Genomic DNA, 25943 nt, shown 5'->3' on the forward strand with positions numbered 1-25943 from the left:
TAAGGCTTTAAGGAAATTAAGCGTAAAACTTAATAAAACGTAATGCCTTAATGGTTTTTTAGCCTTTTTCTTGTATGGCTTATATGGTAAAAATCCCTTAATGATTTAAAAAAATTAAATGACTTATATGTTTAAATCATTAAACCAACGCCTTAATAAAATCCATTCGCACACTACCATCTTCATCGATTTTAGTCAAATTAATTTCGTGCAACGTATTAACTAATTCGGGATTCCACGGTGTTTTTACTTTTACGTAATTCTCTGTAAACCCATGAATATAACCTTCTTTATTTTCACTTTCGAATAAAACAGTTCTATTGCTACCTAACTGACTTTCGTAAAAAGCACGGCGTTTTTTCACCGACAATCCACGCATCATTTTACTTCTTTTCACTCGGACATTTTCAGGAACTACACCATTCATTTCGGCCGCTTCTGTATTATCACGTTCCGAATATTTGAAAACGTGCAAATAAGAAATATCCATTTCATTTAAAAAATTGTAAGTCTCCAAGAAATGCTCCTCCGTTTCTCCAGGAAAACCAACAATTACGTCCACGCCAATACAAGCATGAGGCATTACTTCCCGAATTTTATTTACCCGTTCTGTATATATTTCACGTTGGTAACGTCGTTTCATTAATTTCAAAATGTCATTGCTACCGGATTGCAACGGAATGTGAAAATGAGGAACAAAAGTCCTGCTTTTTGACACAAATTCAATCGTTTCATTTTTCAATAAATTAGGCTCAATAGATGATATTCGTAATCTTTCGATGCCCTCAACTTTATCTAATTCCTGAACCAATTCTAAGAAAGTATGTTCGTGTTTTTTATTTCCAAATTCTCCTTTTCCGTAATCACCAATGTTTACACCAGTCAAAACAATTTCCTTAATGTCCTGCGCTGAAATAGCTGCCGCATTTTTCAATACGTTTTCTAAGGCATCACTTCTGGAAATTCCTCTTGCTAGTGGAATCGTGCAATACGTACATTTATAATCACAACCGTCCTGCACTTTCAAAAAAGCTCGGGTTCTATCCCCTATTGAGTAACTTCCCACATAGAAATCAGCTTCACTAATCTCACAAGAATGCACTTCACCAAAGTCATTTTTAGACAAATCATTAATATAATCTGCTAATTTAAATTTTTCGGTGGCGCCAAGAACCAAATCAACCCCATCAACGGCCGCCAACTCCTCCGGTTTCAATTGCGCATAACAGCCCACCGCCGCAACAAATGCTTTATTATTTAATTTCATTGCTTTTTTTACAATCTGCTTGAATTGCTTATCCGCATTTTCAGTCACAGAACACGTGTTTATCACGTACATATCAGCCACTTCTTCAAAATCCACACGATCAAAGCCTTCGTCTTCAATAGAACGAGCAATCGTAGATGTTTCGGAAAAATTTAGTTTGCAACCAAGCGTATAAAAAGCAACTTTTTTTCTCTCTGTCATATTCTTTTTGTTTGTGCGAGTCCCTTACTTCGTCGGGTCAGGCTATCCGCTGTATCTTTTGTTGCGCTATCGCTACACAAAAGGATGCCGCTGCTATCCTTCTCGCAACGTGGTGCAAATTTACACACAATATTCTTTAAAACGAAATCTATAATTTTCTGGATATTAGCATTATCTTGCATTAAAAATCACTCCATGAAAAAATTAGTTTTAATAGCATTGGTTTTCGTAATGGCACAAGTACATGCTCAAAATAACGTAGAGTGGGATGGAAAATACCAGTTGCAACTTTCCGATTTTCAATCTAATGCTACTCAAATTGGTGCTGTAAAAATAAATAGCATGCATACGGCTTCCAGTCTTGATTTTGCATTCCAAATGAGCAATGTCGAGTTTATGTTTACCAAAAACTTTAATGCCAAAGTAATTTCATCATTCAAACGGAATGCCGCCTCCATTATCGCAACCGATAGTATTACAGCGAAATATTTACTAAATTTTGCGCAATATGAATTCGACTTATCTGAATTGTACGCGCGAAAATTACGAAAAGAAATATACGATAAAAAAGGCACTTTTTCTGACGTGAGTTTTTTACAAGTCCTATTCAACAGCATTCAGCAACACTATACTGAAGATCATGCTATGGCTTCAAAGAATACTAATCTTGGTCAAGAGGAGGAGAAACTGGCTGCCATCCATTCTGCCGTGCTGCAAAAAATCAATGAATTACCTGATTTTTGTAAAAGCTGTAAACCACCAAAAAAGCCAAATAAACTGTTTAATTGAAATTGCAAACCTAAATTCCCTAATTCAAGATAAACCGTCTCACTACCTCAGCAACACCATGATTATTATTTGAGGCAACAATAACATCTCCTTTATCTCTCAATTCTGGATCCACATTATCAACCCAAACGCCTAATCCTGCATATTCAATCATGGATAAATCATTGCCTGCATTTCCTACGGCAATAATTTCGCTTTGAAGGATGTTCAGTTTCTCAGCCAAAAATTTTACACTTGCTGCTTTATCAATTCCGTTTTGTGCTACTTCTAAGAAAAAAGGTTTTGACATCGAAACACTCAAATGCGGCATGGCTTCTTTTAAATCTTTTTCAACCTTTTTAAGATAGCTGGGTTCTTGTAATAAAATACATTTTACCGCAGCAGTAGTCACAGCTTCCTTGAAATTTAAAACTTTATTATGCAGCAGCCCTGTTATATTTTTCTCGATATCAATATATTCCGAATCGGTTTCACTAACTATTTTACCATCGATGTACGTAATAATATCTGTTTTACTCTTTATACTATAATCATACAATTCATGAATTTGCTGTTGCGTCAAGGTTTGTTCAAACAACACTTTATCTTCTTTTAAATCCGTAATTACGGCGCCGTTAAAAGATAGCATATACGAATTATTGATATCCAATTGTAATTCTTTGGCAAAAGCAGTCATGGCTAATGTTGGTCTGCCCGAAGCCAAAACAACATATACACCCAATTCTTGGGCCTTAAACAACATGGCTGCATTCTCTTTTGAAATTTTATGGTCATCAGTCAACAAGGTGTCATCCAAGTCTAAGACCAACATTTTATATTTCATCTACTTCTTTTTGCAATTATAATTTAAGCTTAAATACTCATTCTAAATTCTTCAATAACTGGATTTACTTTGGCAAATTCCGTTTCTTGAACGAACAATTCAACTGCTAAATCCGAATTTCCAAAACCTCCCAATCGAGCCGATTGTATGTTGTTTTTCACCACTACATCGACACCAATTTCTTCAATTTTTTGCTGTAAAGCCATTGCTAGAATTTCACTTCCCGAAAATACTTTCATTAATCCCATTTTTTCTATTTTTTATTATTTGATACCGTCTTGATCCTTTTCTCCCTCTAATTCTTCTTTTTCAGCAGCAGTTTCCTGCTCTTCCGCACCTTCGTCTTCATCTTCCTCATCCTCTTCCTCATCCTCTTCTTCTATTTCGAATAAAAAAGGTTCTACTAACATTTTGTCAGCCAAAATCTCTATTCGTTCTGTTAACAGATCTGAGAAAATAATACGTTGTGTTTTTGTAATACTATTCGAAATACGCATGATTTTAGTTTCATGACGCAGTTTCAAAATTGGATCTGCATCGTCGAGAATAAGCATTTTTAGTCTGTTTACATTAAATCCAGCGGTCGTAAACATATCGCTCAATTTATTTGGCGTTCCAATTAAAACATCAATACCGGTCGAAATATAGTTTTTATCATATTCCATATCGCCTTTGTCGTGCACTCCATAGACACGTAAGTCCGTGTATTTTCCAAATTTTTCAAAAAGGTCTTCCATCTCCAAAACCTTAGCTTTGTCCTCCACAATTACCAAAGCACGAGGTGATTCCTCACCCTCACGAACTAATTGTTGAATTACATTTAGCACAATTGTAGTCGATTTTCCACTCCCTTTATCTGCAATAATAATACAATCTGCACCACTTTTCAGCGTCGAAAATGTTTCTTTTTGCATGGCATTAGCCTCGATTAAACCATTTTCGATTAAGGCTTCTTGCAATTTTTCGTTTATTTTTTTTAGTTTCATTTCTTATGATTGAAAGATTAAAAATTTAAAAATTTAAAGATTAAAACTAGTACCAAATCTTTAAATCATAACATTTTTAAATCATTAAATTAATTTTATTTCGATGCAAATAACTTCACATCATTCTCGGAAATTTCGCTTCCACCAAGGATAATTAAACGCTCCACGACATTTCGTAGTTCCCGGATATTCCCGGTCCAATCGTATTCCTTGAGTAGATTGATAGCTTCCTTAGAAAACTTTTTTACCACATTTCCTTGTTCCAAAGCAATTTTATCGGCAAAATGTGCAATTAACATTGGAATGTCGTCGCGTCTTTCATTTAAAGCAGGAACTTTTATCAAGATGACTGCTAAACGGTGGTACAAATCTTCTCGAAAACGCCCTTCAGCTATCTCCACTTTCAAATCTTTATTGGTAGCCGCGACCACACGCACATCTACTTTGATATCTTTGTCCGCTCCTACTCTCGTGATCATACTTTCTTGCAACGCTCGCAATACTTTGGCTTGCGCCGAAAGACTCATATCCCCAATTTCATCTAAGAAAATAGTTCCTTTATCAGCTGCTTCAAATTTTCCTGCTCGGTCTTTTACTGCCGATGTAAAGGCCCCTTTTACGTGACCAAACAACTCACTTTCTATCAATTCGGATGGAATCGCAGCACAATTCACTTCAATTAAAGGAAAATTAGCTCGCACACTTTTTTCATGTAGTTGATGAGCAACAAGTTCCTTTCCAGTTCCATTGGGTCCAGTAATCAAAACACGGGCTTCCGTTTGTGCTACTTTTTCAATCATTATTTTAATATGATTGATTGCTTCACTTTCGCCAATCATTTCGTAGTTTTTACTGACTTTTTTCTTGAGGATTTTGTTTTCCACTACCAGTTGCTTTTTGTCTAAAGCATTGCGAACCGTATTCAATAATCGATTTAAATCCGGTGGTTTTGAGATGTAGTCAAATGCCCCCAAACGCATTGTATTAATAGCCGTTTCCATGTCGCCATGACCAGAAATCATAACCATGGGAATCTCGGGCTTGATTTTTTTTACTGCTTCAAGCACCTCAACGCCGTCCATTTTTGGCATTTTTATATCACACAAAACCAAATCGTAGTCGTTGTTTTTTATTTTTTCAAAACCTACAACACCGTCTTCAGCCTCTTCTACTTGATAGGTATCATTTTCTTCAGAAAGTATTTTTGTCAATACTCTTCGGATTGCGGCTTCGTCTTCTATGATTAAAATTTTCGGCATATTCTTTATTGTTTTTTAGCCCTGATGGAAGCGGCATCCTTTTCTGGACTTTTTCAGTCCAGAAAAGATATAGCGTACAGCAGGAATCAGCTCCTAACATTAATTAGTATTCTTTTTATTTATCATTAATATTTTAACCACTTGTACAATTCGCCCCAAGTTGGTTTTTTGCCGTACATCAGTATTCCAATTCGGTATATTTTTGCAGCAAACCACACCACTGAAAAGAAGGTCCCAAATAACAAGGTTACTGAAATCGCAATTTGCCACAAAGGTACGCCAAACGGAATTCGCATCAGCATGACAATTGGCGATGTAAGCGGAATCATTGAAAAAACTACTGCGACTGTACCATGCGGATCATTGATAACCGTGAAAAAACCTACATATACACTCAACATTAATGGCATAATAATAGGCAAGAGGAATTGTTGTGAGTCGGTTTGATTGTCTACAGCTGCTCCAATGGCGGCATAAAAAGAGCTGTATAAAAAATAACCGCCTATGAAATAGATTACAAATCCAATTAAAATACTAGCAATGGGTAAATTCCAAAGCTCCTTGATATACATTTGGGCTGTTCCAGTCATTTCTTGCTGAGCGGCTTGTAATAATTCTGGAGATAATTTAGCGGTTGGTCCCACATCTACGCCAAAAAATAGCGAAGCAGCAAACATTAATGAAAGTCCTATAAGTGCCCAAATGAAGAATTGCAGCAGTCCTGCTAATGCAGTTCCTATTATTTTTCCCATCATCAGTTGAAATGGTTTCACCGAGGAAATAATAATTTCTACAATTCTACTGGTTTTTTCTTCTATGACACTGCGCATCACCATGTTGCCATAAATAATAATGAACATCATTATTAAATAGCCAAAAGCGCCACCAATACCTATTTTAATTTCGTTAAGTCCTTTGACACTCTCTTCACCAGATGCTTTTGATAGACTAATGTTTACGTTGGCCTTAGCCTTCGTAATGGCTAAAGTATCCAGTTTTGCTTCTACAAGATTAGTTTTGGTCAATTTATCTGCAATGACCTCTTGAACATTTTCTATGAAGGAGATACTGGGACTATTATTAGAAATAAATTGAATTTTATTTTCAAAATCCTTTGTGCTTTCTACTTTGGGAATGTACAGCAACCCTTCATAATTTTCGTTAGTGATGCTGTCTTTTAAAAATTTTAAATCTATAACCGATAAGTCGAGGTATTTATATTCCCCCTTCTTTTGATTTATGGCTGTAAACTCTTGCACAAACAAACCAGATTCATCATGAATTGCGATTCGTTTGGTATCGGCTTTCATCGTGCTTAAATAGCCTACAAATGCAGCAAGTCCAACAAATAATAACGGACTTAAAAAAGTCATGACGATAAAAGATTTATTGCGCACCTTGGCAATAAACTCTCTTTTTATGATTAGTGAAATAATGCTCATTTAAATTTTGATTTGTGATTTCAGGTTGGTGATTTTAGAAAACTAAAATCAAAGCGCTAAAATTGTGTGTTTATTTACTAACCGTTTGAATAAAAATATCATTAACACTCGGTATTTTTTCAACAAAATGGGTGACTTGACCGCGTTGCGTCAAGACCTGTAATAACTCGTTTGGCAAAGCCGTTCCAAGTTGGATTTCCAATTTTAACTCGTTATTAAGCGATTTAAAATTTGCTGGTGCTACGGTGAATTTCTGGGTAATATCGTACATCAAACCCTCCACATTATCTGATAAAATTCCCACTTCATAGCTATTGGTTTTAAATTGTCTTTTGACATCGCTTAATTTCCCCTCTATCAACTTATTAGATTTATGGATCAAAGCAATATGATCGCACAATTCCTCGACACTTTCCATCCGGTGGGTAGAAAAAATGATAGTGGCTCCTTCCTCTCTAAGCGCAAGAATTTCATCTTTAATAATAGTGGCATTTACAGGATCGAAACCTGAAAAAGGTTCATCAAAAATCAGTAGTTTTGGCTTGTGTAAAACACAAACTACAAACTGAATTTTCTGCGCCATCCCCTTAGAAAGTTCTTGTATCTTCTTATTCCACCACCCTTGAATTTCTAATCTTTCAAACCAGTATTCCAGTTGTTTTTTGGCCTCAGCCTTAGTGAGCCCTTTCATTTGAGCTAAATACAAGCATTGTTCACCCACTTTCATGGTAGTGTACAATCCTCTTTCTTCAGGTAAATACCCTATATATTGAACGTGTTTGGGTTGTAGTTTTTCACCATCTAAAATTATCTCACCTCGATCTGGCAACGTAATTTGGTTTATGATTCGGATTAGTGATGTTTTCCCAGCTCCATTTGGACCTAGGAGTCCATAGATACTCCCTTTTGGAACTGTCAATGAGACACCGTTTAGCGCTACGTAATCACCATATTGCTTTACGACTTTATTAACTTCAAGTATAGTACTCATGCTTAATTTTTAATTGGTGTAAAAGTAAATAATTAGTACCAAAATACTTAGAATAGTTATATAAAAAACCCATTCTTGTTAAACAGGAATGGGTTTATATTTTTTGGTGTAGCTGGAATAAATCGCAGCTACTATTTTATCTAAAGAAGCGATACATCGGGTCTCTTATGAAAACATATCTTTTACTTTCTCGAAAAATGATTTATCGGATTTCTCAGGATTCGGAATAAAATTATCATCTGTCAACGCATTTTCAAAAAACTGTTTTTGTTCTTTGTTCAATGTTTTTGGAGTCCATACATTCACATGAACCAATAAATCTCCATTCCCGTATCCGTTGATACTTGGAATTCCTTTTCCTTTTAATCTTAGAATTTTACCAGATTGAATTCCCTCTTCCAACTTAATTCTCACCTTGCCGTTTACAGCTTCAATATCTTTTGAAATTCCAAGCACCGCTTCAGCAAAGCTAATGTACAAATCAAAGTGTAAATTCTCTCCTTCACGTTTCAAGAATTCGTGTTCTAATTCTTCAATGGCAACTATTAAATCTCCTGGAATACTATTTCCTGGGGCATCATTACCTTTGTTAGACACTTTCAACTGCATGCCATCAACCACACCCGCAGGTATTTTTATTGAAACAGTTTCATCTTCAAGAATCATTCCTTGAGAATCAGCTTCCGTAGGTTTTTTATCTAAAATTTGACCAGAACCTCCACAAGTAGGACAGGTTGAAGCCGATTGCATTCTACCAAGAATTGTATTGGTCACGCGCATTACTTGCCCTTGACCGTTACAGGTAGAACACGTTTTATAGGTCACGCCTGGCGCTTGAACCTTACGTTTTACTTTTACTTTTTTCTCGACACCATTGGCAATTTCTTCCAATGTCAATTTTACTTTAATACGCAGGTTGCTTCCTTTAGCGCGACGAATTCCTCCGCCTCCGCCCCCAAAACCTCCAAAACCACCTCCAAAAATATCACCAAACTGACTGAAAATGTCATCCATATTCATTCCGCCCTGACCGCCACCACCAAAACCTCCAGAACCATCAAAAGCTTGATGTCCATGTTGATCGTACTTTGCTTTCTTCTGTGGATCACTTAATATTTCGTAAGCTTCAGCAGCTAATTTAAATTTTTCTTCTGCCGATTTGTCTCCAGGATTTTTGTCAGGGTGATGCGCTATAGCTTGTTTTCTGTATGCTTTTTTAATTTCGGCAGCATCGGCACTCTTTGTAATGCCTAATATTTCGTAAAAATCTTTTTTCATTTTTATTTTTTCTTGTAAAAAATACAGACGCGATTCATTGCGTCTCTATACTTACGCATTACTGACCTATTACCACTTTTGGAAAACGAATGATTTTATCTCCTAGTTTATATCCTTTTTCAAGAACATCTACAATTTTACCTTTCATCTTGTCTGACGCAGCAGGAATTTGAGTTATGGCTTCCGCAAAGTCAGCATCAAATGTGTCTCCCGCGTTTACCTCAACTTGCTCCAATCCTTTAGCTACCAATGTGTTTTTTAATTTTTCATGAATAAGCTCCACTCCTTTTAACAAAAGTTCATCTTCGGATTTGCTTATTTCTGTAATTGCTCTGTCAAAATCATCCAATACAGGCAACATGGCTAATAAAACTTCCTGATTGGCCGTTTTGAATAATTCAATACGCTCTTTAGTAGTTCTTCTTTTGTAATTTTCGAATTCAGCGAATAATCGTAAATATTTATCTTTCTCTTTGGCTAAATCTTGCGTCAATTGCTCTTCAACACTTAATTCCTCAACAATGATTTGCTCTTCACTGGCATTATTCTCTAATGTCGCCTCCTCTAATTCTTGATCGATTTCTGTATTTTCAGTAGTCATATTACTAGTATTTTTAAAAATATTCTTAAAGTTCATTTTTATTCTTTTCTTTGGATTGCAAAAGTACTGCCAATTCTTTTTAAATGTCAAATTGTCATCTTTTTAATAATTTCACTTTTTATAGCTACATAAAACAGAACAAGCTAAAATTTTAAGATTATTTTAAGATTATCTTATTATTGTTTTTTCTAGTTTTGTTAAAATTTTTATTTGATACCGTTTCAACAGTAAAAATTCTAGAGTTTATTCTCAACAATTATTAATTCACCATTACTTTATATTAAAAAAAGCTTCGTTTACTTAAATGAAGCTTTTTTTATGTCTATAATTTACGAACCCAGTAAAGCTTCCTTTAAACTTTCAAAACTCAGTGAAAGCTGCTCTCCCGAAATTAGATTTTTAAGTAAAAATGTGCTGGATGTCATCTCATCTGGACCAACGATAACGGCAAAAGGAATTCTTCTTTTATCCGCGTGCTGAAATTGCTTCGCCACCTTGACAGCATCGGGATACAGTTCTACTTTTATCCCTGCGGCTCTTAATTTTTGAATGGCTTGCAATCCATAAAAAGCTTCCATTTCTCCATAGTTTATAAATAGTGCTTGTGAGGTTGCCGATACCGTTTCTGGAAACAAATTCAATTCTTCAACCACTAAATAGATTCGGTCTAATCCAAATGAAATCCCTACACCGCTCATGTTTTTCAAACCAAAAATTCCAGTTAAATCATCGTATCTGCCACCGCCGCCAATGGATCCCATGGAAACGGATTTTGGAGGAGCGACTTCAAAAATAGCTCCCGTATAATAATTTAATCCTCGGGCTAAAGTTACATCTAAGTCTAAGACAGCGTTATTCAATCCAAGCTTCATGACATTGTCACATATAAAACGTAATTCTTCTACCCCTTTCAAGCCTTCCTCTGATTCAGAAAGCAAAACAGAAAGTTTTTCTATTTTCTCTGAAATAGTTCCTGTGAAATTAAATAATGGTTGCACTTTTGCAATTGCTTCGACAGCAATTCCTTTCTCCATCATTTCTTTTTTGACACCGTCCTCTCCTATTTTATCAAGCTTATCTAAAGCAACTGTAAAGTCAATTAATTTATCAGAAGCGCCAATAACCTCAGCTATTCCTGATAATATCTTTCGGTTATTGATTTTTATGGTTACGCCACTCAAACCCAAATCAGCAAAAACAGCATCGTAAAGTTGCACCAATTCAACTTCCTGCCAAAGGGATTTAGACCCTACAACATCCGCATCACATTGAAAGAACTCTCTAAAACGTCCTTTTTGGGGTCGATCTGCACGCCAAACCGGTTGGATTTGATAGCGCTTGAATGGAAATTCAATTTCGTTTTGGTGCTGCACCACGTACCGTGCAAAAGGAACTGTTAAGTCATAACGCAACGCTTTTTCCGAAATACTCGACGTTAGCTTGGTGCTATCCTTACTTTCCAAATGAGTGGCATTGGCTTTCGCCAAATAATCGCCGGAATTTAATATTTTAAAAATCAAACGATCGCCTTCTTCGCCATATTTCCCCATTAGGGTTTCCGAATTTTCAAATGAAGGGGTTTCTATGGGCTGGAATCCAAATTTCTCGAAATTACTTTTTATAATCTGTATAATATACTGCCGTTTTGCCACCTCAGCAGGTGAAAAATCTCTGGTTCCTTTTGGAATGCTCGGTTTTGATGCCATTGTATGAGTATTGGATTTTAGATTTTCAGATTTTGGAAGTATTGAAAAACTCCAAATTCTAATTCTTTGCAAATATCCTATTTTTAAAATTATTCTGTTTACAAATTTCATCATTTTATTGCAGGACCACTAGCCCAGATTGAAGTGAAAATGAGACAGTAAAAAAATAATATTGTTTTCTTGCCGGAAAGAGCGACCGTAGGAAGCTCCTTTCAGGCAATTGAAAACAAATTATTTTTTGCTGTCGCATTGTAACGGAAAGCGGGAAATAGCTTCAAATAAAAGAGATTACAATAAATTAGTTTTTAGCTAGATAAAATTTGTAACAAAAATTGTATTTTCGTGTCAAACCATTATGATGTTAAAATTATTCAAAGAAAATATTCGGATTGCATTAGGTTCAATTAGAACGCAGTTGTTACGAACGGTTCTTACTGTGATGATTATCGCTATAGGAATCACCGCTTTAGTTAGTATTCTTACGGTTGTTTCGGCACTTGAGAACACCATCTCCTCTGATTTTGCATCGATGGGAGCGAATACTTTTAATATTAAACAGTATGAAAATACGACGCGTAATCGTGGTGGTGACGAGCGCGTAATCATAAATCCAATTATTTCCTATCCTGAAGCAGTGGCTTTCAAGAACAAATACACCTATCCTTTTACAGAAACCTCCCTTTCTTTTACAGCAACATCCGCTGCTGAAGTAAAATATGAAGCGACTAAAACAGATCCAGAAAATTCTATTCTTGGAGTGGACGAGTATTTTATGACCAATTCTGGTTTAGAAACCAGCGCAGGACGAAATTTTACCAGTTTTGATATCGACAACAATGCCTATGTATGTGTTGTAGGATCTGATTTTGAGAAAGGATTGCTAAAAGACGTGAATCCAATTGATAAAACAATCGCAATCCGAGGTGCTAAATTTAAAGTTATTGGAGTGTTGAAAGAAAAGGGATCCACCTTTGGAAACAATCAAGATTTACGTGTTTTAATTCCTATTCAGTTGGCTCGTTCTTTATTTACGGCGCCCAACATAAATTATACGGTAAGTGTTATGGTAGGTAAAAAAGAATTGCTAGAACAAGCTTTAGACAATGCCACAAGCACCATGCGCAGAGTTCGCAAATTAAGCCCTGTTAAAGACAATAATTTTGGTGTTGTTCGTAGTGACGATCTTATTAACCGAATTTTAGGAATCACAAAATACTTAGGACTGGCCTCTTGGTTGATTGGTATCATCACCGTTTTAGGCTCTTCTATCGCTTTAATGAACATCATGATCGTTTCCGTAACGGAGCGTACGCGAGAAATAGGAGTTAGAAAAGCTTTGGGAGCTAAGAAAACAACCATCGCCATTCAGTTTTTTATAGAGACGTTATTGATTGGTCAAATGGGTGGATTGGTAGGTATTATTTTTGGAATCCTAATTGGATTTGGAATTGCCACTGCAATGGATTTTGCATTTGTAATCCCATGGGGCGCTATTATGGCCGCTTTTATCACTAGTTTCATCGTAGCTATTGCTTCGGGCTTATATCCTGCTATCAAAGCTGCAGTTCTCGATCCCATTGAAGCGTTGCGATACGAGTAAAGTACGGTATACCAACGTGTTGTGATGCAAAAAATACAAGTGGATTAGTTAGCCACCTTCAAATTGCATATCAAAAAAATTTCCCTGTAATAACTATGGGATCATCCTTCTATGACTCAACCATTTTAACAATCAAAAGAAACACGTTATATTCTAAACGCTATCTAGTACATTTTATCATCCTATCATTACCATAAATATCTTTTCGTAATTCGATATTTTTGAAATGCATTTGCTCCAACAAATCAATCATTGCTGCACCTAAATATTGATTGATCTCAAAGTACAACAGTCCGTTTTCAGCGAGATTTTTTTGAGCTAATTCGGCTATTTTTTTGTAGAAAATCAACGCGTCATCATCCTCTACGAAAAGAGCCAAATGCGGTTCATTATCTAAAACATTTTTTTTAATTTCTTCTTTTTCCAAATTTCGAACATAAGGAGGATTTGAAACTATAACATCAAACTGTTCGTTGATTCCTTCAACTGCACTTAAGATAACCACATCTAGAATATTTTGATGAATGAAATTAACGCTTACTGCATTATTGGCAGCATTTTTTTTCGCTGTAGCCAAAGCCTTTTCAGAAACATCAATAGCAAAAACGGTAGCATTTGGAAGATTTTTTGCCAAGGAAATAGCAATACAGCCGCTTCCTGTTCCAATATCCAGTATTTTTAAATTGTTGGATTGTTGTGTTTTTCGGTGATTCGATAGCATCCAATCAACCAACTCCTCTGTTTCTGGTCTTGGAATCAAAACGTGTTCATTGACACTAAAATCCAATCCATAAAAGCTCGTTTTACCTAATAAATATTGTATTGGGATCTCTTGTTTTAACGGTTCTAAAATCTCGTCCCATACCACAATTTCTGCAGCCGAAAAAACCAAATCAGGATGCAGCGCCAAATCAATTCGTTTCATTTGCTGTTTTTTCTCTAATATTAAGTAGAAAAAACTCTCTGCTTCACCAGCATCATAAAGAGGGGTGAGTTCTTGAATAAAATGAGCTCTGTACTCTTTAATTTTCATGGTTTATAAGTATCAATTTAATTGTATAGCAAACAAAAAATCAGCTTAAAATGGATTGCTATTTAAAAATATAAAGAGTAATAAATAATGACTGCTTGCTGTTTCTAATCTTCTATCTTTAGAATTAAAACAATTAGGTCAAAATCATTATTCTAAATTTTTCAACATCCAAATGGGACAACTGACATGTCCTGTACTACCCATTGGAGCTGAAATGTATTCAAAACCAACTTTTTTATATAATTTTTGTGCCTCAAGCATAAAAGGCATTGTTTCTAAATAACAGCTCTCAAAACCAAAATTCCTAGCACTTTGTAAACACACCGCCATCATTTCGGCACCAATTCCCAAACCGCGTGTTTCCGGCAGAAAATACATTTTTTGCAATTCACAAATAGTTTCCGCTTCGTTTTCTAATGGCGCAATTCCAGCAGAACCAATAATTCTTCCGTTATTTTCAACCACATAGTACACAGATCTTGGCTTGCTGTACTCTTCAAACATAAAATCCAAATAAGGATCTTCATAAGCCGTCCCTACTTTTGGAATATTCAATTCATCAAAAACCGCGCGTATCAATGCTGCAACTTCTTGATTATCTTCTTTATTTATTTTTCTGATACTGTAATTTTCCATTTTTTAAAAATCTATTTATACCTGCAAAAATAGAAATTGTTTATTATTATTCTTCAAAGTTTTGAAACAAAATCATAAACTCAAAAATTACTACTTTTGTATGGTGAAAAAACATGAAATATATATAAAGAGGTGCATCGAATTAGCTGAAAACGGTTTAGGAACTACATATCCAAACCCTATGGTAGGTTGTGTAATTGTTTATGATGGAAAGATTATCGGTGAAGGTTGGCATAGAAAAGCGGGTGAACCACACGCAGAAGTAAACGCCATAAATTCAGTAAAAGATAAGACCTTATTGAAAAAAGCAACCATTTACGTAAGTTTAGAACCATGTAGCCATTTTGGAAAAACACCACCATGCAGCAATTTGATTATCGCTAATAAAATCCCAAAGGTGGTCATAGGAACTATAGATTCTAACGAAAAAGTGGCGGGAAAAGGAATCAAAAAACTAATCGAAGCCGGAATTCAAGTAACTGTTGGCGTATTAGAAGAGGACTGTTTTGAATTGAACAAGCGCTTTTTTACTTTTCACAACAAGAAAAGACCATACCTTATTTTAAAATGGGCAGAATCCAAAGACGGTTTTATCGCTCCACTAGAAAAATTAGAAAAAAAACCCGTTTGGATTACCAATGGGTTTTCCAGGCAACTAGTCCACAAATGGCGCACTGAGGAGCAGGCAATTCTGGTGGGAACACAAACTGTACTTGACGACAATCCTAAACTCGACGCACGAGACTGGCGGGGAAATAATCCTGTACGAGTAGTTTTAGACCAAAATAATCGCATTCCAGAACATAGCCAAATTCTTGACAATCAAGTTAAAACTATTCTTTTTTCTAAATTTAAAACCGCTGCTGAAAAAGAAAATACTATCTTTGAAATAATTGATTTTGAAGAAAACGTAGTACAGCAAGTAGTTCAATCGTTGTACGAACATCAAATTCAGTCCGTTATTATCGAAGGCGGGAGGCAAACTTTGCAATCTTTTATAGATGCCAATCTATGGGATGAAGCACGAATATTCGTTGGAAACATCCCATTCACTTCCGGAATCAAAGCGCCTATTCTGGATAAAAAACAGTTCAACAAATCGATGATTGGTACTGACGAACTTCTAATTTCTAGAAACTATGATTAATACTATAATTTTTGATTTTGGTGATATTTTTATTAATTTAGACAAGCAAGCTTCTATTACTGCTTTTAAAAACTTAGGTCTAACGGAATGGAATGATGATCTTGAACAGTTGAACCTTCAGTTTGAAACTGGAAAAATATCTCGTGAAGATTTTCTGTTTGGCATTCAAAAACACATTCCAACGGCTAGTATTAAACAAATAACAACGGCTTGGAACGCCATCCTTCTTGACTTTCCTTTGTATCGATTAGAATTTTTACAAATGCTTTCCCAAAAATACCGCTTGTTTCTGTTGTCGAACACTGACGCTATCCATATTGAAAATTTTGAGCAAACAAACGGGATTTCTTTTTACCGGGATTTTTATCAATGTTTTGAAAAAGTATATTTTTCGTTTGAACTTGGCACAAGAAAACCCAATCCTGAAACTTTTAATCACCTGATAAACAATCATGAATTGGCTCCCAAAAGAACCCTGTTTGTAGATGACAAAAAAGAAAACACTGATGCTGCGCTGGCTTTAGGATTTGAAGTTTGGAATTTACAAGTTGGAAAAGAAGACGTCATCCATTTATTAGACAAAAAATTAATTTGAAAAAAGGCTTCAAAAGCAAACCGAGTTTGAAATTCATTCCCTATTTAATTCTCATTGAAAGATACATACAAAACCATTGAATTACCCGTAGAAGGAATTCTCCATAAAGACAAAAATAGTAAGTTTTTTGGTTACGCATTCCCCATGCAAGAAGAAGATCAGCTAAAACCGATCCTAGACCATTTACGAAAACAACATCCGCATGCTGGTCATTTTTGTTATGCCTATCAAATGGGTACTGATGCGCTTACCTATAAAGCAAACGATGATGGAGAACCTAGCAACAGTGCTGGTATGCCCATTTATGGCCAAATTCAATCCTTTTCCGTTACAAATGTATTACTTGTAGTCGTTCGCGTTTTTGGAGGAGTAAAATTAGGCGTTGGAGGATTGATTACAGCTTACAAGACAACTGCGAAACTAGTACTTGCCACCTGCGATATTATCGAAAAAACCATTGATGTACATTTTATAATCTCGTTTGATTACAAAAAGATGAATAAAGTGATGCGGGTAATCAAGGAAAAGAAACTAGAAATTGTTTCTCAAGAAATGGAAATAAATGAAATCTCAACCCTTCCAATGGGCATAATTGAGGTAAAAACACGAAAAAAAAATGCCGAAATAGTCTTCGACATTTTTCAAACGTTATTTGAAATAGACATTAGGCGAGTCTAATTCTGATTTAAAACAGTACTTTTTTCAGTTTATTCCAAAGTTTTTAACAATTCTAAAATATAATCTGGAGGAGCAGTTGGGCGACCTGTTTTTAATGACACAAAAACCAAAATAAACTGGGCAGTTGTTAATAACTCATTCGCTTCATTATAGATCGCGCAATCGAATTCTATCTTTACGGACGTCTGACTTTTGAAAATCGTGTGAACCGTAAGCAACTCATCATAACGCGCTGATTTTTTATAATTTATATTCATGGAAACAATAGGAAGGGCAATTCCACTTTCTTCCATTTTTTTATACGATATCCCTTTGTTTCTAAGCCATTCCACTCTTCCTATTTCAAAATAAGGTATATAATTTCCGTGATATACAACGCCCATTTGGTCAGTTTCTGAGTAGCGTACCCTAACTTCTATTTGATGATCTTTCATTAATTTTATATTAAATATTTAAATTTTAAATAGCGCCTTACAACAATAATTCGTGAAATTATTACCCTATATATTTTTTTTTACAGAATTTTGTTCACATATTTGTTACCCCGATAAATAATTACAAAACTCCTTTTTTTTAGTAAGATAACAATTACCAATTAAAAACAATTTAATAGAATATATGAACAAAACTGCTCAATCAGTATGGGAAAACTGTTTGTCTTTTATAAAAGACAACATCCAAGACCAAGCTTACAAAACTTGGTTCGAACCAATCAAATCAGTTGAACTTACCGATAACGCATTATATATTCAAGTTCCAAGTAAATTTTTCTATGAATGGTTAGAGGAGCACTATGTAAAATTACTAAAAGTAGCCCTTACAAAAGAACTTGGAAAAAACGCTAAGTTACTTTATAAAATCAGAATGGAAAACACTTATGGCAATAAACAACCGTTTACAGAACAGTTGCCAAGTGCGAATAGAGTTCCTATGAAACCACAAGAAGTAGATGCTCCATTTAAAAACTTAAACCCCGAATTAAAAAATCCTTTTGTCATTCCAGGTATAAGAAATTTAAAAATTGAATCTCAACTAAATGCTAATTACAGTTTTGATAATTTTTTAGAGGGAGACTCTAATAGATTAGCACGATCCGCAGGTATGGCTGTAGCCAATAAACCAGGTGGAACTTCATTCAATCCGCTATTGATTTTTGGGGGAGTTGGTCTAGGAAAAACTCATTTAGCACACGCTATTGGTGTGGAAATAAAAGACAAATACCCTGAAAAAACCGTTTTGTATATCTCAGCAGAGATTTTTACTCAGCAATATATTGACTCCGTTAAGAAAAATAATAGAAATGATTTCATCCATTTCTATCAGCTAATTGATGTTTTGATCATAGATGACGTACAATTTCTTTCTGGGAAATCAGGTACTCAAGATGTGTTTTTCCACATCTTTAATTACTTGCACCAGAATGGAAAACAAGTGATCTTAACCTCAGATAAAGCACCGGTTGACATGCAAGATATCGAACAACGTTTGTTATCTCGTTTCAAATGGGGATTGTCTGCTGAAATACACCAGCCCGATTATGAAACAAGAATTTCTATCTTAAAAAATATATTATATCGCGATGGTGTAGAAATTCCTGAAGAAATTGTAGAATATGTTGCCCGCAACATCAAATCGAACGTTAGAGAATTGGAAGGAGCAATTATTTCATTGATTGCACAATCCTCATTTAACAAGAAGGAAGTTACTTTGGAACTTGCTAAAAGTGTCGTTGAAAAATTCGTAAAAAATGTAAAACGAGAAATTTCTATCGATTATATTCAAAAAATTGTTTCTGATTATTTCCAATTGGATTTAGAAACCTTACAATCAAAAACGAGAAAAAGACATGTAGTGCAAGCCAGACAATTGGCTATGTTCTTCGCAAAGAAATTTACAAAAGCATCGTTGGCAAATATCGGCTCTCAAATTGGAGATCGTGATCACGCTACCGTGTTACATGCTTGCAAAACGGTTGACAATTTAGTGGCTACCGACAAACAATTCAAGAAATTTGTGGAAGATATCAACAAAAAATTAACGTTGTAAAAGCATTATGCCTGTAAAAATATTAATGGTTTGCCTAGGAAACATCTGCCGTTCTCCTTTAGCTGAAGGAATATTGGCTTCAAAACTTCCAAAGGATAAATTCACTGTTGATTCCGCAGGAACTGGTTCTTGGCATATTGGTCATGCACCTGACGAACGCTCTATTGCTGTTGCAAAAAAAAACAAAATTAGCATTTCACATCAAAAAGGAAGACAATTCAGCACTACTGATTTTGATGTGTACGATTACATATATGTGATGGACAATACTAATTATAGCGATGTACTAACTTTAGCCAAAACTGAACAACACAAAGAAAAAGTCCAGCTAATTTTAAATGAATTATTTCCAAAAGAAAATGTAGATGTTCCCGACCCTTATTTTGGCTTACCCAATGGATTCGAAATTGTTTACAACATGCTGGATGAAGTTTGTGATGTAATTGCCAAAAAACTAGTAGCCAAACACCAATAATTTTTCTCTTCAAAAATTGTGGTTAGCACTTAGAATCTTATAATTCGTTATCAATCGGCAACAATAATAATCCTATCAACACCATAATAGGGACATAAAAAACACTCATGAAATCAAACGCTGTTTTAGGAAAACTGTATTTAATACCTACAACCATGGGCGATTGTGATCCTACGGATGTTTTACCACAAACTATAAAAAGAAGTATTGATCTTATCGATTATTATATTGTTGAAAACGACAAAACAGCACGTAAGTCCATTAAGGAGGTAAGTCCAGAGAAAAAACAAGCTGAGCTAAAGCTTTTTGTATTGAACAAACATACCGAAATTAAAGAACATTTAGACTTTATAAAACCACTTTTGGAAGGTCAAAACATGGGTTTAATGAGCGAAGCGGGATGTCCTGGAGTAGCTGACCCTGGAGCTGTAATTGTAAAATTAGCGCATGAAAAGGGAATTCAGGTTATTCCTTTGGTAGGTCCTTCTTCTATTCTTTTGGCAATGATGGCATCAGGAATGAACGGTCAAAGTTTCACCTTTCATGGTTATTTACCTATTGAAAAAGACGAAAAGAAAGCCAGTTTTAAAACGTTAGAAAGAGTCTCTTTTGAAAAGAATCAGTCTCAGATTTTTATTGAAACACCATACCGTAATAATAAATTACTGGAAGATTTAATTCAGACACTACATCCCGAAACGCATTTATGCATTGCAACAGACATAACCTTGCCTACAGAATATATCAAAACCAAAAAAATTGCGGCTTGGAAAAAAGAAACTATCGATTTGCACAAACGTCCTACCATTTTTATCATACATAAAATGTAAATTCAAACTTTCCTTTAAAAATCCTAAAGGATGAAATTAACAGAAATCACAGAACATATACTTCATCAAAACGATATTAAGCTTGTAAATTATTCAACTCAAAAGAGTTGAATAATTATAAAAACAATACTTCTAATGATTAATTCTAAATATAAAAACCTATTTTTATGTTTAGAATTAATCATTTTTTTATGAGTAAACTTCCAAATATCAGCACGAGTATTTTTACAGTTATGTCAAAAATGGCTGCTGAATATAATGCCATCAATCTTTCACAAGGTTTTCCAAACTTTCCTGTTGACGAAAGATTAACAGCTATTGTTGCCAAACTGGCCAAAGAAAATGTGCATCAATACACACCAATGTCCGGCTATCCGCCGTTATTATCAAAAATAGCGGTATTAATTCAGAACTCTTATCAAAGAACAGTTCATCCTGAAACGGAACTATTAGTTACCGCCGGAGCGACACAAGGAATTTTTACCACTATACTAGCTTTGGTGAAAACCAATGACGAGGTTATAATTCTGGATCCCAGTTACGACTGTTACGAAGCACCTGTTTTATTATCGCAGGCCACTCCCATTCGCGTGACACTTAACGATGACTACACACCCAATTGGAAAATTATAGAAAATGCTTGCTCCTCAAAAACAAAAATGATTATCATTAACAATCCGCACAATCCAACGGGGAAAATTTTAACGGAATCTGATTTTGAAGCCTTGGAAATGCTGCTCGAAAAATACCCTGATATCGTACTTCTTTCTGATGAAGTCTATGAATATATCACTTTCGAGGAAAAACATATTTCAGCTCATACTAGGGAAAAACTATTGAATCGTTGTGTGATGGTTTCTTCTTTTGGAAAATCATTCCATGTTACGGGATGGAAAATTGGCTATTTAGTAGCACCCGATTATTTAATGAAAGAAATCAAAAAAGTGCATCAGTTTTTAGTTTTTAGTGTAAATAGCATTTGTCAAGTTGCTATTAGTGCGTATTTGGACTTGGTTTCCACAGCTGAAATTGGAGAATTATACCAAGAAAAACGAGATTATTTTAGACAATTATTAAAGAATAGCCGCTTCAAACTCATGCCGTGTGAAGGAACTTATTTTCAAGTGGTTTCGTATGAAACTATATCAAATGAGAATGATGTTGCTTTTTGCAAACGTTTGATTATCGAGTATGGCGTAGCTGCTATTCCCATTTCTACTTTTTATGATGATGGAAAAGACCTGAAATTAATTCGTTTTTGCTTCGCCAAAGATAATGCCACGCTGGAAGAAGCCGGTAAACGATTGTGCGCTATTTGAAAGTATTTGTTTTTGTTATGCGTGCATACTATTTTAATTTAATATATTTACATTATAAAAACATAAAAACATGAGCTATACAGATAAAATGTTACGCGACGATGCCCTAAAAGGCAAAGTGATTGTCGTAACAGGAGGCGGAAGCGGTTTAGGAAAAGCAATGACTAAATATTTCTTAGAATTGGGTGCGCAAGTGGCCATTACTTCCAGAGATTTAGAAAAACTGAAAAATACTGCTGCAGAACTAGAAGCGGAAACCGGCGAAACTTGTCTTCCTATACAATGTGATGTGCGTCATTATGAAGAAGTGGAAAATATGCTTCAAGAAGTGTTGAAAGCTTTTGGTAAAGTTGATGTTTTACTGAATAATGCTGCCGGAAACTTTATTTCACCAACCGAAAGATTGTCTGCCAATGCTTTTGATACTGTAATTGATATTGTTTTAAAAGGATCCAAAAACTGTACACTTGCTTTTGGAAAACATTGGATTGACACCAAACAAAAATCATCTACCATTTTGAATATTGTTACGACTTACGCTTGGACAGGTTCTGCTTACGTGGTACCTAGCGCAACTGCAAAAGCGGGTGTTTTGGCCATGACACGAAGTCTTGCAGTAGAATGGGCAAAATACGGAATTCGTTCCAATGCAATTGCACCGGGACCATTCCCAACTAAAGGTGCGTGGGACCGATTGTTACCTGGAGATTTAGCCGAGAAATTTGATATGGCTAAAAAAGTACCTTTAAAACGTGTGGGAGATCATCAGGAATTAGCTAATCTAGCGGCTTATTTAGTTTCTGATTTTTCAGCATACATCAACGGAGATGTCATAACAATTGATGGTGGCGAATGGCTCAAAGGCGCTGGACAGTTCAATTTACTTGAAGCAATTCCCGAAGAACTTTGGGATCAGTTGGAAATGATGATCAAAGCAAAGAAGAACAAATAATAGTTTATATAAAAAAAAGAGAGTCATTCACATGGCTCTCTTTTTGTTTCTGCTACTATTTAGTATTTTCCAAAGTGAGTAGAATTTCACTTTTCAGTAAACCACTTCCGCCTCCATAATGCTGAACAATACTAATATTTGTGTTTATATTTTTGAAAAAAGTGCACAATTCAGTTTCGCTTTCTTCCTGAATACCGGAACCTAACAAGACAATGGAAAAATCTTTTTTTAGAAAAATTTCCTTCGCTTCCTCATCATTCATAACGCCTACTCCATTCCAATTCTCGTTTGCATTTATTAATCGGATGACGGTTTCTAGAATTTCGGGATGTCTGCCTATGTATAAAATGTTTATGGTTTCCATCATTCTATTTTTAAAAAACACAAACCCCTAAGAAAATAATCCTTTGAGATTTGTGTCTAATTACTTTATATTATTGTTGCAAAAATTGCAATTCGATGTTCAAACGAACTTCTTCACTTACTAAAACACCGCCAGTTTCAAGAGCAGAATTCCAGTTTAATCCCCAATCTTTTCTATTAATTTTTCCTTCTAATGCAAGTGCCATTTTAGTATTTCCCCATGGATCTTTCATTAATCCTCCATAATCCGCCTCTAATTTCACTGATTTAGTAACACCGTGTAATGTTAAATCGCCAACCAATTCATATTCGCCTTCCTTAATTTTGGTAAAAGAAGTAGCGCTGAATTTAATTTCTGGAAACTGAGCAGCATCAAAAAAGTCATCACTCAATAAATGCGTATCTCTATCTGCGTTTCCTGTTGTTATAGAATCAATTGCTCCTGTAAATTCAATTTTTGCGTTTTCTAAATTGCTTTCTTCTGCTTCAATCGTGGCATCAAATTTTGAAAATTTACCTGAAACATTCGTAAACATCATGTGTTTTACTTTGAAACCAATTTCTGAGTGTGTTGGGTCAATTACCCATTTTGTTGTTGACATAATTTTGATATTTATTAGTTATTTTTATTATTTATTAGATTCCAATTGCATTGGAACTTCCATCAATAGGATCTCTGCATTAGCTGAATTAGCGGTAATATTAATTGCATTTGTATCCCAAATTCCTAATCCGTCACGTTCATTTAAATCGATGTTTCCTATTGTAAAATCTCCTTTTAAAACAAAAGCATAAACTCCATTTCCCGGTTTTTTTAATTCGTAAACAGTAGAAAAATCGCTGTCAAACTTCCCAATATGAAACCAAGCATTTTGATGAATCCAAACCCCTTCATCTTCTGGATTTGGTGACAAAATTTGCTGTAATTTATTGTGACGATCATTTAAATCTAAAGTGATTTGGTCATAACGAGGCGTTACATTTTTTTTATTTGGATAAATCCAAATCTGTAAAAATTTAACCGATTGATCTTTGTTTTTATTGTATTCGCTATGAAAAATTCCGGTACCGGCGCTCATCGCCTGAATATCACCTTCCTTGATTACGGTAGTATTCCCCATACTGTCTTGGTGTTCTAAATCCCCTTCGAGCGGAATAGAAATAATTTCCATATTATCATGTGGATGTTTCCCAAAACCCATTCCTTGGCTGACTCTGTCATCATTTAGAACGCGCAACACACCAAAATTCATACGCTCTGAATTTTGATAATTGGCAAAACTAAAAGTATGATAGGATTCTAACCAACCATGATTAGCGTTACCGCGAGAATTTGCTTTATGCAAAACCGAATTAGTAATTGCACCGTCTATTATATCAGTATTTTCCATTGTCTTGATTTTTAAAAGTATAATGCAAAGTTGCGTCGAAAAAAGAGCGCATGCATTGAACTAGGACAAGAAATAAAAAAAAGAATTTAAAGTTTAGCGATTTTAGTTCTTATTTTGCTTAAAAATTCGGCTGAAATACCTAAATAAGAAGCAATATAATGCTGGGCAACACGCTGTGAAAGCGCAGGATAATGTTCAAGAAACTCTAAATATTTCTCGGTTGCCGTTTTAGAAATAGTATTAAATAAACGGTCTTGAGTGACCGCAAGACTCCTTTGCATTAGGATGCGGAACGCACGTTCAAATTGAGGTGCGTTACTAAACAATTCTTCTTTTGATTCAGGACTGAACATAAAAAATTCACAATCTTCCAATGTTTCGATAAAAACACGGCTTGGCTTGTTTTCGTAAATACTGAACGAAATATCGCTTACCCAAGCATTTTCGATAGCAAATTGGAGAATCACTTCAAAGCCATTGTCATCAATATAATATTTTCGAACACAGCCTTTGACAACAAAAGCTTCAAAGTTGCACATCTCTCCTTCTTGCAGTAACATCGTTTTTTTTGGAACGGTTTTAAACTCCAATAAAGAATTGAAGATTTCTAATTCTTGCTGGTCAAAAGAGACGTAGCGGCTTATGTTTTTGTTGATTTGAGAATACAAAGTTTTAATTTTAGAAACTAAAGGTAAAAAATGTTTATTGAAAACCCCTACCACATATATTTAATTAGCAATATTTCCTAAAAAAACAAAAACTGCTCCCGATTAAATTCCTATTTTTGTATTCATAAAAACACAACAAAACATTTATGCTCATTATAGGAATTGCAGGTGGTACAGGAAGCGGAAAAACAACAGTTGTACATCAGATTATGAATGAATTACCACAAACAGAAGTTGGTATTATTTCTCAAGACTCATATTACAAAGAGAATCACGGACTTTCATTTGATGAAAGAGCTTTAATTAATTTTGATCATCCGCGTGCTATCGATTTTGAGTTACTCGTTGCGCATCTTAAAGAACTAAAAGAGGGAAACAACATTCACCAACCCGTTTATTCTTTTGCAACACATAATAGAACTGATGATTCTGTTTTTACACATCCCAGAAAAGTGATGATAGTAGAAGGGATTTTAATTCTTGCAAATCCGGAGTTAAGAGAATTATTTGATGTAAAAATATACGTTCATGCCGATTCTGACGAACGATTAATCCGACGGATGAAACGCGATATTGTAGAGCGAGGCCGAGATATGCACGAGGTCATTAATCGGTATCAAACCACATTGAAACCCATGCACGAGCAGTTCATTGAACCAACCAAAGCATTTGCGGACATCATCATACCAAATGACAAATACAACACCGTAGCCATTGATGTGGTTCGTGCGGTAATAAATCAAAAAATTCTTTAATTTAGTTGTAATTTTAGTGGAATAATTATTAGGAGCTATTTCCCGCTTTCCGTTGCAATCTTTTAGTAGGTGAATCTTCCTTCGTCATCATCACCTACTAAAAGGATTTACA

General features: G+C 35.0%; 28 protein-coding genes. 11 read left to right on the forward strand and 17 right to left on the reverse strand.

Translation table 11 applies throughout. From position 1 onward, the window contains the following. Positions 1–139 precede the first annotated feature (139 nt). Positions 140–1468 (reverse strand): tRNA (N(6)-L-threonylcarbamoyladenosine(37)-C(2))-methylthiotransferase MtaB, encoded by a 1329-nt coding sequence (gene mtaB / locus BLS90_RS14180; RefSeq protein ID WP_091258786.1) that lies wholly within the window; start codon positions 1466–1468, stop codon positions 140–142. A gap of 195 nt (positions 1469–1663) precedes the next feature. Here mtaB and BLS90_RS14190 point away from each other — a divergent pair, with 195 nt between their 5' ends. After that, a complete protein-coding gene (locus BLS90_RS14190; RefSeq protein ID WP_091258789.1) occupies positions 1664–2257 on the forward strand; it encodes a hypothetical protein in 594 nt (197 codons plus the stop codon). Positions 2258–2276: 19 nt separating this feature from the next. On the opposite strand, the gene BLS90_RS14195 is transcribed toward BLS90_RS14190, so the two are convergent. From BLS90_RS14195 to hisS, 9 genes are all read right to left on the reverse strand, one after another. Then, on the reverse strand, positions 2277–3080 hold the full coding sequence (locus BLS90_RS14195; RefSeq protein ID WP_091258790.1) for a Cof-type HAD-IIB family hydrolase: 804 nt from the start codon (positions 3078–3080) through the stop codon (positions 2277–2279). A 29-nt stretch (positions 3081–3109) separates the two neighbouring features. Further along, entirely contained in the window at positions 3110–3328 is a 219-nt protein-coding gene (locus tag BLS90_RS14200; protein ID WP_073353483.1) for a putative signal transducing protein, read from the reverse strand. A 15-nt stretch (positions 3329–3343) separates the two neighbouring features. Further along, a complete protein-coding gene (locus BLS90_RS14205; RefSeq protein ID WP_091258791.1) occupies positions 3344–4066 on the reverse strand; it encodes a DEAD/DEAH box helicase in 723 nt (240 codons plus the stop codon). 95 nt (positions 4067–4161) lie between these two features. Further along, positions 4162–5325 (reverse strand): sigma-54-dependent transcriptional regulator, encoded by a 1164-nt coding sequence (locus tag BLS90_RS14210; protein WP_091258792.1) that lies wholly within the window; start codon positions 5323–5325, stop codon positions 4162–4164. Positions 5326–5450: 125 nt separating this feature from the next. After that, positions 5451–6767: an ABC transporter permease gene (locus BLS90_RS14215; protein ID WP_091258793.1), complete on the reverse strand. Its 1317-nt coding sequence runs from the start codon at positions 6765–6767 to the stop codon at positions 5451–5453. Between the two features lie 70 nt (positions 6768–6837). After that, positions 6838–7758, reverse strand: coding sequence for an ABC transporter ATP-binding protein (locus BLS90_RS14220; protein ID WP_091258795.1), 921 nt, complete (start codon positions 7756–7758; stop codon positions 6838–6840). Between the two features lie 165 nt (positions 7759–7923). Further along, positions 7924–9036 carry a molecular chaperone DnaJ gene (gene dnaJ / locus BLS90_RS14225; protein WP_091258797.1) on the reverse strand — a complete coding sequence of 371 codons (1113 nt, stop codon included), beginning with the start codon at positions 9034–9036 and terminating at the stop codon, positions 7924–7926. 58 nt (positions 9037–9094) lie between these two features. Further along, entirely contained in the window at positions 9095–9673 is a 579-nt protein-coding gene (gene grpE / locus BLS90_RS14230; protein ID WP_091258799.1) for a nucleotide exchange factor GrpE, read from the reverse strand. A gap of 293 nt (positions 9674–9966) precedes the next feature. Then, on the reverse strand, positions 9967–11343 hold the full coding sequence (hisS, locus tag BLS90_RS14235; protein ID WP_091258864.1) for a histidine--tRNA ligase: 1377 nt from the start codon (positions 11341–11343) through the stop codon (positions 9967–9969). 355 nt (positions 11344–11698) lie between these two features. Here hisS and BLS90_RS14240 point away from each other — a divergent pair, with 355 nt between their 5' ends. After that, positions 11699–12943 (forward strand): ABC transporter permease, encoded by a 1245-nt coding sequence (locus BLS90_RS14240; protein WP_175455492.1) that lies wholly within the window; start codon positions 11699–11701, stop codon positions 12941–12943. A 160-nt stretch (positions 12944–13103) separates the two neighbouring features. Here the strand turns inward: BLS90_RS14240 and prmC are convergent, their stop codons facing one another. Together prmC and BLS90_RS14250 are read right to left on the reverse strand one after the other, a co-directional pair. Continuing rightward, positions 13104–13976 (reverse strand): peptide chain release factor N(5)-glutamine methyltransferase, encoded by an 873-nt coding sequence (gene prmC / locus BLS90_RS14245; protein WP_091258804.1) that lies wholly within the window; start codon positions 13974–13976, stop codon positions 13104–13106. Positions 13977–14123: 147 nt separating this feature from the next. Further along, positions 14124–14612, reverse strand: coding sequence for a GNAT family N-acetyltransferase (locus BLS90_RS14250; protein ID WP_091258806.1), 489 nt, complete (start codon positions 14610–14612; stop codon positions 14124–14126). A 103-nt stretch (positions 14613–14715) separates the two neighbouring features. Here BLS90_RS14250 and ribD point away from each other — a divergent pair, with 103 nt between their 5' ends. Genes ribD through BLS90_RS14265 form a run of 3 tightly spaced genes read left to right on the forward strand, consistent with a single transcriptional unit; the run spans position 14716 to position 17032 of the window. Continuing rightward, positions 14716–15759, forward strand: a complete 1044-nt coding sequence (gene ribD / locus BLS90_RS14255) for a bifunctional diaminohydroxyphosphoribosylaminopyrimidine deaminase/5-amino-6-(5-phosphoribosylamino)uracil reductase RibD (protein ID WP_091258867.1) — start codon at positions 14716–14718, stop codon at positions 15757–15759. After that, positions 15752–16354 (forward strand): HAD family hydrolase, encoded by a 603-nt coding sequence (locus BLS90_RS14260; protein WP_091258808.1) that lies wholly within the window; start codon positions 15752–15754, stop codon positions 16352–16354. Before ribD ends, BLS90_RS14260 begins: the two co-directional genes overlap by 8 nt. 54 nt (positions 16355–16408) lie before the next feature. Continuing rightward, a complete protein-coding gene (locus tag BLS90_RS14265) occupies positions 16409–17032 on the forward strand; it encodes an IMPACT family protein (protein ID WP_245705119.1) in 624 nt (207 codons plus the stop codon). Between the two features lie 29 nt (positions 17033–17061). Here BLS90_RS14265 and BLS90_RS14270 read toward each other — a convergent pair whose 3' ends face one another. Continuing rightward, entirely contained in the window at positions 17062–17466 is a 405-nt protein-coding gene (locus tag BLS90_RS14270) for an acyl-CoA thioesterase (RefSeq protein ID WP_091258810.1), read from the reverse strand. Positions 17467–17650: 184 nt separating this feature from the next. Here BLS90_RS14270 and dnaA point away from each other — a divergent pair, with 184 nt between their 5' ends. The 5 genes from dnaA (at position 17651) to BLS90_RS14295 (ending at position 22654) form a co-directional block, all read left to right on the forward strand. Further along, positions 17651–19078, forward strand: a complete 1428-nt coding sequence (dnaA, locus tag BLS90_RS14275) for a chromosomal replication initiator protein DnaA (RefSeq protein ID WP_073353506.1) — start codon at positions 17651–17653, stop codon at positions 19076–19078. Positions 19079–19085: 7 nt separating this feature from the next. Then, positions 19086–19553: a low molecular weight protein-tyrosine-phosphatase gene (locus BLS90_RS14280; RefSeq protein ID WP_091258812.1), complete on the forward strand. Its 468-nt coding sequence runs from the start codon at positions 19086–19088 to the stop codon at positions 19551–19553. 107 nt (positions 19554–19660) lie between these two features. Further along, a complete protein-coding gene (locus BLS90_RS14285) occupies positions 19661–20383 on the forward strand; it encodes an SAM-dependent methyltransferase (RefSeq protein ID WP_091258814.1) in 723 nt (240 codons plus the stop codon). A gap of 191 nt (positions 20384–20574) precedes the next feature. After that, complete coding sequence (locus tag BLS90_RS14290) at positions 20575–21702, forward strand: methionine aminotransferase (protein WP_091258816.1); 1128 nt, start codon at positions 20575–20577, stop codon at positions 21700–21702. Positions 21703–21772: 70 nt separating this feature from the next. Then, entirely contained in the window at positions 21773–22654 is an 882-nt protein-coding gene (locus tag BLS90_RS14295) for an SDR family oxidoreductase (RefSeq protein WP_175455493.1), read from the forward strand. Positions 22655–22709: 55 nt separating this feature from the next. Here BLS90_RS14295 and BLS90_RS14300 read toward each other — a convergent pair whose 3' ends face one another. From BLS90_RS14300 to BLS90_RS14315, 4 genes are all read right to left on the reverse strand, one after another. After that, a complete protein-coding gene (locus BLS90_RS14300) occupies positions 22710–23018 on the reverse strand; it encodes a hypothetical protein (RefSeq protein ID WP_245705120.1) in 309 nt (102 codons plus the stop codon). 70 nt (positions 23019–23088) lie between these two features. After that, complete coding sequence (locus BLS90_RS14305) at positions 23089–23619, reverse strand: YceI family protein (RefSeq protein ID WP_091258820.1); 531 nt, start codon at positions 23617–23619, stop codon at positions 23089–23091. A 27-nt stretch (positions 23620–23646) separates the two neighbouring features. Then, positions 23647–24408 carry a pirin family protein gene (locus tag BLS90_RS14310; RefSeq protein ID WP_175455494.1) on the reverse strand — a complete coding sequence of 254 codons (762 nt, stop codon included), beginning with the start codon at positions 24406–24408 and terminating at the stop codon, positions 23647–23649. Between the two features lie 86 nt (positions 24409–24494). Further along, a complete protein-coding gene (locus BLS90_RS14315; RefSeq protein WP_091258876.1) occupies positions 24495–25076 on the reverse strand; it encodes a Crp/Fnr family transcriptional regulator in 582 nt (193 codons plus the stop codon). Between the two features lie 146 nt (positions 25077–25222). On the opposite strand from BLS90_RS14315, the gene udk reads away from it, so the two are divergent. Next, the gene (gene udk / locus BLS90_RS14320; RefSeq protein ID WP_073353515.1) at positions 25223–25831 is read left to right on the forward strand and encodes a uridine kinase; all 609 of its coding nucleotides are present in this window, start codon (positions 25223–25225) and stop codon (positions 25829–25831) included. Positions 25832–25943: the final 112 nt, after the last annotated feature.

Source organism: Flavobacterium omnivorum, assembly GCF_900099915.1.
Lineage (GTDB): Bacteria > Bacteroidota > Bacteroidia > Flavobacteriales > Flavobacteriaceae > Flavobacterium > Flavobacterium omnivorum.